General features: G+C 63.8%; 8 protein-coding genes. All 8 read left to right on the top strand.

The genetic code is table 11. The features are described from left to right. Positions 1–1,791: hypothetical protein (locus tag EOL86_08635; protein NCD25641.1), on the top strand; the 1,791-nt coding region annotated here is incomplete at its 5' end. After that, the gene (locus EOL86_08640) at positions 1,788–2,768 is read left to right on the top strand and encodes a DUF4340 domain-containing protein (protein ID NCD25642.1); all 981 of its coding nucleotides are present in this window, start codon (positions 1,788–1,790) and stop codon (positions 2,766–2,768) included. The genes EOL86_08635 and EOL86_08640, both read left to right, overlap by 4 nt. 161 nt (positions 2,769–2,929) lie before the next feature. Next, a complete protein-coding gene (dnaK, locus tag EOL86_08645) occupies positions 2,930–4,834 on the top strand; it encodes a molecular chaperone DnaK (GenBank protein ID NCD25643.1) in 1,905 nt (634 codons plus the stop codon). Positions 4,835–4,961: 127 nt separating this feature from the next. After that, entirely contained in the window at positions 4,962–6,884 is a 1,923-nt protein-coding gene (locus EOL86_08650; GenBank protein ID NCD25644.1) for a hypothetical protein, read from the top strand. 13 nt (positions 6,885–6,897) lie between these two features. Continuing rightward, positions 6,898–7,182, top strand: coding sequence for an Asp-tRNA(Asn)/Glu-tRNA(Gln) amidotransferase subunit GatC (gene gatC / locus EOL86_08655; GenBank protein NCD25645.1), 285 nt, complete (start codon positions 6,898–6,900; stop codon positions 7,180–7,182). 42 nt (positions 7,183–7,224) lie between these two features. Next, on the top strand, positions 7,225–8,691 hold the full coding sequence (gene gatA, locus EOL86_08660; GenBank protein ID NCD25646.1) for an Asp-tRNA(Asn)/Glu-tRNA(Gln) amidotransferase subunit GatA: 1,467 nt from the start codon (positions 7,225–7,227) through the stop codon (positions 8,689–8,691). Positions 8,692–8,727: 36 nt separating this feature from the next. Further along, entirely contained in the window at positions 8,728–9,768 is a 1,041-nt protein-coding gene (mnmA, locus tag EOL86_08665; protein ID NCD25647.1) for a tRNA 2-thiouridine(34) synthase MnmA, read from the top strand. Then, on the top strand, positions 9,758–10,758 hold a 1,001-nt coding region (locus tag EOL86_08670; protein ID NCD25648.1), incomplete at its 3' end, for a radical SAM protein. The genes mnmA and EOL86_08670, both read left to right, overlap by 11 nt.

Consider the following 10,758-nt stretch of genomic DNA (forward strand, 5'->3'; position numbering starts at 1 on the left):
CTGCTCGGCGCCACCGGGCATTACGCCGTCTTCAGCCGGGGCATCATCGAAATGGCCGACGTGGCCTATTTTCTGGTCTGGACAGCGCTCTTTCTGTTTCTGAACGGTCTGCACATCGAGGGCCGGGGCCGCAGGAATTTCGGCGGCCTGTTCGCGCTGTGCACCGGCCTGTGCCTGGGAATCGGCTTGGTCTTCAACGGCTTGGCGGGCGACATGAGCCTGGGCCGCTTCGACTGGACCGAAGGCAAGATCCACACCGTGAGCCCCGCCTCCAAACGCATCCTGGCCGACCTGACCGTGCCGGTGCAGGTGACCTACTACGTCACGCCCGAGGAGGACATGCCCACGGAAATCAAGACCCTGGAGCGTGACGTCCTGGACCGGCTGGAAGAGCTGCGCCTGGCCAGCCACGGCAAGCTGACCTACAAACGGGTGCACATGCACGCGGCCAACGTCCTGGCCGGCGGCCCCCTGGATCAGCCCCGGAAACCCGCCGACGGCCTGGAACGGCGCATGCTCGAAAAAGGCATCGAACCTTTTTCCGTGTCGGCCATGCGCCAGACCGGCGCGGTCAGCGACCTGATCTATTCCTCCATCGGCGTGGCCTACAAGGACAAGCCCGAAGAAATCATCCCCAATATCGTGCCCGACAGTCTGGGCGAGCTGGAATATTATCTCGTATCCACGGCCTTCCGCCTGACCCAGGCCAAAAAGCCGGTGGTGGCCATGGTCGGCGGCGAACAATTCGGCCTGCTGAACCAGGTGCTGGAACAGGAAAAATACCAGGTCCGGCCCGTGACCATCTCGGCCCAGGACCCGTTGCCCCAGGACGCCGACGTGCTGTTGCTGATGCAGCCCACCGCCCTTTCCGAACGCCAGGCCTGGGAGATCCAACGTGCCCTGGCCGGCGGCCGCAAAACCATCCTGGCCGCCCAAACCAGCCAGTGGGACTACAACATGGCCCAGGGCAACCTCGCCATCACCCGCATCCCGCTGACCACGGGCCTGGAAAACATGCTCGGACAGTTCGGCGTGAGCCTGGAACCCAAGGTGCTCATGGACGAACAGAGCGTGCCCATCCGCGTCGCCCGCAATCAGGTCGATCAGATGTTCGGCGGTGGCATGAGCCTCAACCTGCCGATCCAGATCATGCTCGCCAAGGGTTCCATGAACGCCGACGACCCGCTCACGGCCCGCCTGAACGATCTGTTTTTCCCGTGGGGTTCGGCCATCACGCAGGATCAGGCCAAAGTGAACGCCGCCGGGCTGAACGCCACGGTCCTGATTTCGTCCAGCCCGCGCTCCTGGCTGGCCGAGGTGAGCGACACCCTGACCCAGGCCCAGATCACCCCGCCGGCCGCGAACGCCACGTCCTTTCCGGTGGCCATCCGCCTGACGGGCCAATTCCCGGCTCCGCCGGAACCGGCGCCAGCCTGGCCCGAAGCCGAAGGCGCGCCGGCCGAGCAGCATCTGGAAACGGCCCAAGCCCCGGGCGAGCTGCTCTTCATCGGCGGGTCGAGCATGTTCGGAGACGACATGCTGCAGCACAATGTCGATCTGATCATGAATGCCGTGGACGCCATGGCTTTTGGCCCGGACCTGATCCAGATCCGGGGCAAGAAGGTGCCGGACCGGATCATTTTGAATGTCAACCCGGCCTCGGCCGCGACCTGGAAAATTCTGGCCTACGGCCTGCCCACGGCCATCATCACCGCCCTGGCCCTGTTCCGGATCTGGAGCCGGAAACGCAGACGGGCCCTTTTCGCCCAGCACATGAGGAACGCCGCATGAACACCAAGAACATTCTGATCCTGACCGTGATCCTGGCCCTGCTTGGCGCCGGCTTGTGGTACAAAAAAAACGCGAGTCCACCCCAAAATCTGATGACCGCCGAATCCCTGCACCGCTTCGCACCAGAGGACCTGGACCTCGAAAGCATCACCGGCGTTGACGTGACCGGACCGGACAACGCCACGGTGCGCCTCGACAAAACAGAAGCGGGTTGGGTCGTGGCCAGCCTGGACAACGCCCCGGCCAACGCGGCCAGCATTGACCATCTGCTGGAAACCGTCGCCAATCTGCGCGGCGAACAGCGCGCCAACGACGAAGCCGTGCTGCCCGATTTCCAGCTCGACGCGGCCGGCGCCGTGCGCCTGACCCTGCGCCAAGGTCAGCGCGACGTGCTGCGTCTGCTCCTGGGCAAGGGTGATTTCCGGACCGTGTTCGTGCGCGAGGACGGCGCGAACGCGGTCCACGTCGTTCCCGGGACGCTGCTGACCCAGATCGGCCTCAAGGGACGCGCGCCGTCGCCCCAATTCTGGATCGATACCAACCTGCTCTCCATCGCGGCCCCAGACGTGCGCGAACTGCGCCTGACCATGCCAGGGGCCGAGGCCGTCCTGACCCGCGCGGCCCAACCCGGGCCCAACGCCACGAACGCCACAAATGCCACGGCCACGCCCGCCTGGGCCTTCCGCCAAACCAAGGGCAAAGGCCTGACACAGGCCCAGCTGGAAGACATTGTCCCGGCCCTGGCCAGGGTCAGCGCGGCCGAAGCCCTGCCGGTAAACGACCCGCGCCGGACCGGCCTGGAACAACCGACGCATGCCCTGACCGTTCAGACCGCGTCCAAAACCATGACGCTGCGCGCCGCCAGACCAAGCCCCGACGCCGACGCCGTGGTCCGTCTGGATGACGCGGCCCATGCCTACACCATGCGCGGCATTGTCTTTGAGCGGCTCTTTCCAAACGCCGCCCCGAAAAAATAACCGCCAAGCCCCGGTCCGCCGGGGCTTTTTCATATCCGACGGGCCATAATCCGGCACCTTTTTGTGCAAAAAATGTCCGACAAACCCTTTACAAGCCTTTTTTCGGCGTTAGTTTGTGCCCGATTTTACGATATTTCCCGAATACCTGAGAGGAGACCACAATGGGCAAGATTATCGGAATAGATTTGGGTACCACCAACAGCTGCGTCTATGTCATGGAAGGCAAGGACGCCAAATGCATCACCAATCCCGAGGGCGGCCGGACAACGCCGTCCATTGTCGCCTTTACCGACCAGGATCGTCTCGTGGGCGAAATCGCCAAACGCCAGGCCGTGACCAACTCGGACAAAACCGTGTTCGCGGTCAAACGCCTCATGGGCCGTCAGTTCGACGATCCCAAGCTCAAGGACTGGATCGCCAAGAGCCCGTATAAAATCGTGGCCGGCGCCAACAACGACGCCTATGTCCAGATCGGCGACAAAAAATACAGCCCGGCGGAAATTTCCGCCCTCATCCTGCAGCGCCTGAAAAAGGACGCCGAGACCTACCTGGGCGAGACCGTGACCGAAGCCGTCATCACCGTGCCGGCCTACTTCAACGACTCCCAGCGTCAGGCCACCAAGGACGCGGGCAAGATCGCCGGCCTGGATGTCAAGCGCATCATCAACGAGCCCACGGCCGCGTCCCTGGCCTACGGCTCGGACAAAAAGGCCAACGAAAAAATCGCCGTCTTCGACCTGGGCGGCGGAACCTTCGATATCTCCATCCTGGAAGTTGGCGACAACGTTGTCGAAGTACGCGCCACCAACGGCGACACCTTCCTCGGCGGCGAGGATTTCGACCACGAAATCATCAACTATCTGGTCGATGAATTCAAAAAAGAAAACGGCATTGATCTCTCCAAGGACAAAATGGCCCTGCAGCGCCTGAAGGAAGCCGCCGAGAAAGCCAAGAAAGACCTGTCCGCGTCCATGGAAACGGACATCAATCTGCCGTTCATCACAGCCGACCAGAACGGGCCCAAGCACATGACCATGAAGCTGTCCCGGGCCAAGCTGGAAGCCCTGTGCGAGCACCTGGTCGCCCGGACCATCGAGCCCTGTCGCAAGGCCCTGGCCGATGCCGGCCTCAAGGCGTCCGAAATCAACGAGGTCATCCTCGTCGGTGGCATGACCCGCATGCCGCTGGTGCAGAAAAAGGTCGGCGAATTTTTCGGCAAGGAGCCCAACCGCTCCGTGAACCCGGATGAAGTCGTGGCCATGGGCGCGGCCATCCAGGGCGGCATTCTGACCGGCGACGTCAAGGACGTGCTGCTTCTGGACGTGACGCCGCTGTCCCTGGGCATCGAAACCCTGGGCGGCGTGTTCACCAAGCTCATTGACCGCAACACGACCATTCCGACGCGCAAAAGCAACACCTTCACCACGGCCGCCGACAACCAGCCGTCGGTGTCCATTCATGTCCTGCAGGGCGAACGCCCCATGTGCGCCGACAACATGACATTGGGCCGCTTCGAGCTGACCGGCATCCCGGCCGCGCCGCGCGGCGTGCCGCAGGTCGAGGTCACGTTCGACATCGACGCCAATGGCATCGTCAATGTTTCGGCCAAGGACCTGGGCACGGGCAAGGAACAGTCCATCCGCATCACGGCCAGCAGCGGCCTGAGCGACGCGGACATCGACCGCTTGGTCAAGGAAGCCGAATCCCACGCCGAGGAAGACAAGAAGAAGCAGAAACTGATCGAGGTCCGCAACAGCGCCGACACGCTCATCTACACCACGGAAAAATCCATCCGCGATCTGGGCGAGAACATCGACGCGCCTCTGAAGGCCGACATCGAGACCAAGGCCGAGGCTCTGAAGAACGTCATGCAGAACGATGACGCCGACGCCATCCAGAAGTCCATGGACGAACTGGCCCAGGCCTCGCACAAGCTGGCCGAAAAGCTCTACGCCCAGAAGACCGACGCCGGCGCCCAGGCCGGCGGTCCGGACGCCCAGGCCCAGGGAGGCGCCAAGAAAGATGACGACGACGTGGTTGACGCCGATTACACCGAAGTCAAGTAAGCATTGACACGGCAAATTGCCGGTCCCTATATTCAAAGCCTGGCCCATTCTGGGCCAGGCTTTTTTTGCACCAACCGGAACACATGTTCCCAAGCCCCACCTGGATCCGGCCAGGTCCTCCAACACCATGAAAACAGGCTTCAGACGTTCCCTGATCATCGCCTTGCTCCTGCTTTTCGCCGCGTGCGCGCCCAAAGCCGTCATCCGCTCGACGCCGACGGACACCGCGTCACGCACGGGTCTCCCCGGCTACAAAGCCGTCGATCCACAAAAGGCCCTGAATAAATACACGCGGCATCTGGCCACGACCAAGCCGGGCGACCCTGGCCGGACCGAGGCATGGAGGCACTCCGTCGGCAGCGCGGTCCAACTTGGGGAATACGAATTGGCCGAGCGCAATCTCCAGGCCTGGAAGACGGAAAGCCGGAACGCCACCTCCTCCTGGGATTGGAACCAGGCCAACGCCCATCTTCTGCTGGCCAGGAAAGGTCAGGATGCCTACTCGTCCTTCCTGACCGGCCTGATCAAGCAAAATGATTTGGACTGGACCACGCGACAGGCCGCGGGCGAGGAATTGGCGGAGTATTTCTGGTCCATTCCCGAATATGGCCTGGCCTTCGAAGCCCTTGGATTCCTGCATCAGGCCGCGCCCGACACGGCGACCAAAAGCGGGATCGAATCCCTGGCCTTGAGCCGGGCGGACTCGCTGCCCGCCGATGTCCTGCAAAAAATCCTGGACGAATCCATGACCGGGAATCCCAATGCCTTTCCCTGGTCCATGGTGGTCTGGTCCCAGGGCATGCAGCGGCTCAAGGCCGACAAGGCTGCCTGGGAAACGGTCTGGCCGAGCCTGTCGGCCGTCGTTCAGACCGGCGATCTGGCCAACAAGGATTTTTTTACCGCCAGCCTACGCGCCATGGAGCGGGAAATGGGCGTGGTCGGACAACAGCTGGCCCTGCTTTTGCCCCTGTCCGGGCCATATTCCAAGGTTGGATGGCAGATCGCGCGCGGCGCGGATTGCGCCTGGCGGGAAGGCCGGACACAGAGCGGCGGGCCAGGAATCAAGCTCATCAACACCGAATCCCCGACCTTTCTGGACGAATTGCGCGCCGCCAGCGGCACACCCATCATTGGCGGCCCCCTGCGCAAGGATATTTGGGAGAAAATCCGTCTGGCCGGCCTGCACACCTCGGCCCGGTTCCTGACCTTTCTCCCCAATGTCGAAAACGAGGGCACGGAAGCGTGGCGATTCTTCAGCAGCCCGGCGGATCAGGCGCGAGCCGTGATCCAGGCCGGCACCAACCTCGGAGTCACCTCGTTCGCGGTGCTGCATCCCCTGGACCGGTTTGGCTCGGCCATGACCCAAGTCTTCAAAACAGAAGCCAATGCCCTGGGGGTCCAGGTGAGCGTGGTCCGGGACTACGACGAGAGCAACCCCGCGGGCTGGACCAAGGCCGTGGCCGCGATTCTCGGCGCCAGCGACAACAAGAACGCCCAGAACCCGGACCCGCCCTTCCAGGCCGTGTTCCTGCCCGACTCCCTGCTGGCGGTGCAGCAGTTGGCGCCGCTCTTTCATTATTACGAGGAAACGCGTCTGTTCTTACTGGGCCCCCAGCTTTGGACCCAAAACGTGGCCGACACCCACCTGGAAATGCAGTATTTTGGGTTGGCCATGTTCCCCAGCTCCTGGAACCCGGCCGCCGTCGGCCTGCCCGCCCAAAACCTCAAAAAGGCCATGGCCGAAAGCGGGTCGGGCGAAGCCGACCTGTGGGCGGCCCAAGGCTATGATTTTGTCCGCTTCACGGCCCTTCTGGGCTCGGGCCAGGACTCCACCGAGGCCTTCAACCAGGCCCTGGCCACGGCCGCCAGCCACATGTCCTGGAGCATGGCGCCCATGCGCTGGGTTTCGGGCAAGGCCAGCCAGGATCTTTTTCTGTTTCAGCCCACCGGGGCGGGCATGATCGAGGCCGACCTGCAAAAAATGCAGGCCACCCGGGCCGCGCTCCAAGCCCGGCGAGAGGCCCGCCGCGCACAGGCTCAAACGAATTAACCAGAGGATCAACATGAAAATCAGCCCCGAAAAAGTCCAGGGCATCGCGTCCCTGGCCCGACTGGAAATCACCCCGGAGCAGGCCCCTATCCTGGCCGCCCAGATGGGCGATATCCTGGGGTACATGGACACACTGAACGAACTCGACACCTCGAACGTGGAACCCATGTACACCCCGGTGGCGCACGTCAGCGTGCTTCGCCCGGACGAAACGAGCAAGGAATTCCCGCGCGAGGACATCCTGCGCAACGCGCCGGAAAACAACGGCGAATATTTCGTTGTGCCGCGCATCGTCTAGACCGAGACCGCATCCGTTCACTTCTGTTCATAAAGGTACGCCATGTCCCAGCTCTGCCAGCTCTCGTTGACTGAAATCCGCGACTTGTTGCGCGACAAAAAAATCTCGGCCAGGGAAACCACCCAGGCCTGCCTGGATCGCATCGCCCAGACAGAGCCGGCCATTGCAGCCCTGCTGCACATCGCCGGCGAAAACGCCCTGCATCAGGCCCAGTCCATGGACCAATCCGGCCCCGACGCCACCAAGCCGTTGTGGGGCGTACCCATCATCATCAAGGACGCCCTGATCACCAAGGGCCTGCCCACCACCTGCGGTTCCAAAATTCTGGAAAATTTCATTCCGGTGTATGACGCCCACTGCGTCACCGCCTTGAAGGAAGCCGGTGCCATCATTTTGGGCAAGGCCAACATGGACGAATTCGCCATGGGCTCGTCCACGGAAAACTCCGCCTTCAAGGTAACCGCCAACCCCTGGAACCCGGCCCATGTTCCCGGCGGCTCCAGCGGCGGTTCGGCGGCCAGCGTGGCCTCGGGTCAGTGTTTCGCGTCCATAGGCACGGATACCGGCGGCTCCATCCGCCAGCCGGCCAGCTTTTGCGGCGTTGTCGGCGTCAAGCCCACCTACGGCCGGGTCTCCCGCCGGGGCCTTGTCGCCTATGGCTCGTCCCTGGACCAGGCCGGCCCCATGACCCGCACCGTGCGCGACGCGGCCGAGGTGCTCCAGGTCATGGCCGGACATGATGCCAAGGATTCAACCAGCATCAACGCGCCCGTGCCGGACTACGTCGCGGCCTGCGCCCGTCCCGAAGACCTCAAGGGGCTGCGCCTGGGCATGCCCGAGGAATACTGGGGCGAGGGGCTCTCGACCGAAGTGTCCGCGGCCTGCCGCGCGGCCGTGGATACAGCGGTGTCCCTGGGCGCCCAGATCGTGCCCGTGTCCCTGCCGCACACCAAGTACGCCATCGCGACCTACTATATTTTGGCCATGGCCGAAGCCAGCTCCAACCTGGCCCGCTTCGACGGGGTGCGTTACGGCCGCCGCAGCGCCCATGTCCAGGACCTCGCGACCCTGTACACCCGCTCCCGCAGCGAGGGCTTCGGCGACGAGGTCAAACGCCGCATCATGCTCGGGACCTACGTTCTGTCGGCGGGTTATTATGACGCCTATTATAAAAAAGCGGCCCAGGTCCGCCGCCTGATCCGCCAGGACTTCCTGGACGCCCTGACCAACTGCGACCTGATCTGCGGGCCGGCCTGCCCGACCACGGCCTTTGCCATCGGCGCCAACACGGCCGATCCGCTCCAGATGTATCTGACGGACATCTTCACCATCTCCCTGAACCTGAGCGGGCTGCCGGGTCTTTCCCTGCCCGTGGGCCTGGGCGCGGACACGGGCCTGCCCGTGGGCCTGCAGCTCTTTGGCGGGAGCATGGAGGAAGCCCGGCTCCTGCGCACGGCCGCGACCCTGGAAGCGCATCTGCCCAAACTCCCGGCTCCGCCCCTTGCCTGAACCAACGGCCGGACCTTCCGGCCTTTTTTTATCCGTATGAAAATCGCCGTTGCCTTGAGCGGGGGAATCGATTCCCTCATGAGCCTGATCCTGGTCCGCGAATCCGGAGCGCACACCCTGGCCGTGCACGCGCGTTTTCTGGACGCACGCGATACCGAACCACGTCACGCCCTCGAGGACCTGTGCGCGGCCATGGGCATGGAACTCCATGTGCTCGACCTGCGCCAGGAATTCGAAAGGCTGGTCGTCGCCCCGTTCATCGCGGCGTACCAGGGCGGGTCCACGCCCAACCCCTGCGCGACCTGCAACCCGGCCATCAAGTTCGGACTGCTACTGGACCGGGCGCTGAAGCTGGGCGCGGACAAGCTGGCCACGGGACACTATGCCCGGCTGCGCGACACGCAAACCGGCCCGGCCCTGTTCCGGGGCCTCGACCCAGTCAAGGACCAAAGTTATTTTCTATCCCGCGTGCCCCGCGAGCGCCTGACCCATGTCCTTTTTCCCCTGGGCGAGTGGACCAAGGCCGACGCGCGTCAGGCCCTGGCCCAGCGTGGATTGGTTCCACCGGAAAAAGAGGAAAGTCAGGAAATTTGCTTCATTCCCACGAATTACCATGATTTTCTACGCGCCCGCCACGTCCGCCTGAGCGGTCCAGGCCCCATCACCCTGGCCGACGGCACGGTGCTCGGCCACCATCAAGGGCTATGGCGCCACACCCTGGGGCAACGCAAAGGCCTGGGCGTCGCGTACAGCGAACCGCTGTACGTCATCGCCAAGGACGCGCCGCGCAATCGGTTGGTGGTTGGCGTCAAAAGCCAGACCATGGCCCTGGGCTGCCGCACGGCCGCGCCCAATCTGCTCCAGCCACCCTCGGACTGGCCCGAAACAGTGCTGGCCCAAACCATCTACCGCCAGCGCCCCGCCCCGGCGCGAATCCGGGTCACGAGGAATGACATGCACATCACCTTTCACGAACCCCGCCCCCTGCCCGCGCCAGGACAAATCGCGGCGGTCTATGACGAGGCCGGCCGGGTCCTGGCCGGAGCCGTCATCGAGGAAACCTTCCATGCGACGTGAACCCGGCCAACGCTTCTTCCTGATCACCCAGGGCTGCAAGGTCAACCAATACGAAACCCACGCCATCCGGGAGGCCTGGCTGGCCGAAGGCCTGTTGGAAATCGACACGGCCGAACAGGCGGACATCGTCGTCATCAACAGCTGTGCCGTGACGGAACGCGCCATCCTGGACCTGGGCAAGCTCACCCGCGCCGTTGCCGCCCCTACGCCCAAACCCTGGGTCGTGGTTGCCGGTTGCGCAGTGGAAGCGGACCGCGACCGTGTCGCGGCCCTTCCGGGCGTGGACGAGATTGTCGGCCAGAAAGACAAACCCTTGCTGTGCCATCCTGATACGGACGCGCCGCGCCCGACGGAGTCACGCTTCCCCTGCCTGGATATCACCAGTTACAACCGGGCGAGGGGCGTGCTCAAGGTCCAGGACGGCTGCTCCCACGGCTGCACGTACTGCATCATCCCCAAAACCCGGGGCGCGTCCGTCAGCCGCGAACCGGCCGAGGTCATCGCCGAAGCCAGACGGCTACTGGCCTCGGGCATCCGTGAGTTGTCCCTGTGCGGCATCAACCTGCGCCACTATGGCCGCGACCTGCACCCGCGCCAGGATTTCTGGGATCTCATGTCGGCGGTGGATCAGGCCCTGGCACCGGAATGGGCGGGACGTGCACGGCTGCGCCTGGGCTCCCTGGAACCGGCGGATCTCAAAGCCAAGGCCCTGGACACCCTGGGCGCCAGCCGGTTGATGAGCCAGCATCTGCACATCTCCCTGCAAAGTGGCAGCCCGGACGTGCTGCGACGCATGGGACGCGGGCATTACGGGCCGGGCGACATCCTTGATTTCGCGGCGGGACTGCGCGCGATCTGGCCGGTTTTCGGCCTGGGGGCGGACCTCATCACCGGCTTTCCGGGTGAAACAGAGGCGCTGTTCGCGGAAACCCTGGATGTGACCGACCAGTTGCCCCTGAGCTACGCCCATGTCTTTCCCTATTCCGAGCG

The organism is Deltaproteobacteria bacterium (assembly GCA_009930495.1).
In the GTDB taxonomy this organism is placed as follows: domain Bacteria; phylum Desulfobacterota; class Desulfovibrionia; order Desulfovibrionales; family Desulfomicrobiaceae; genus Desulfomicrobium.

What these genes read in the sequence shown, in the direction of transcription:
- EOL86_08640 (NCD25642.1), top strand. Translation starts at nt 1,788, where the DNA reads ATGAACACCAAGAACATTCTGATCCTGACCGTGATCCTGGCCCTGCTT.
- mnmA (NCD25647.1), top strand. Translation starts at nt 8,728, where the DNA reads ATGAAAATCGCCGTTGCCTTGAGCGGGGGAATCGATTCCCTCATGAGC.
- gatC (NCD25645.1), top strand. Translation starts at nt 6,898, where the DNA reads ATGAAAATCAGCCCCGAAAAAGTCCAGGGCATCGCGTCCCTGGCCCGA.
- EOL86_08650 (NCD25644.1), top strand. Translation starts at nt 4,962, where the DNA reads ATGAAAACAGGCTTCAGACGTTCCCTGATCATCGCCTTGCTCCTGCTT.
- dnaK (NCD25643.1), top strand. Translation starts at nt 2,930, where the DNA reads ATGGGCAAGATTATCGGAATAGATTTGGGTACCACCAACAGCTGCGTC.
- gatA (NCD25646.1), top strand. Translation starts at nt 7,225, where the DNA reads ATGTCCCAGCTCTGCCAGCTCTCGTTGACTGAAATCCGCGACTTGTTG.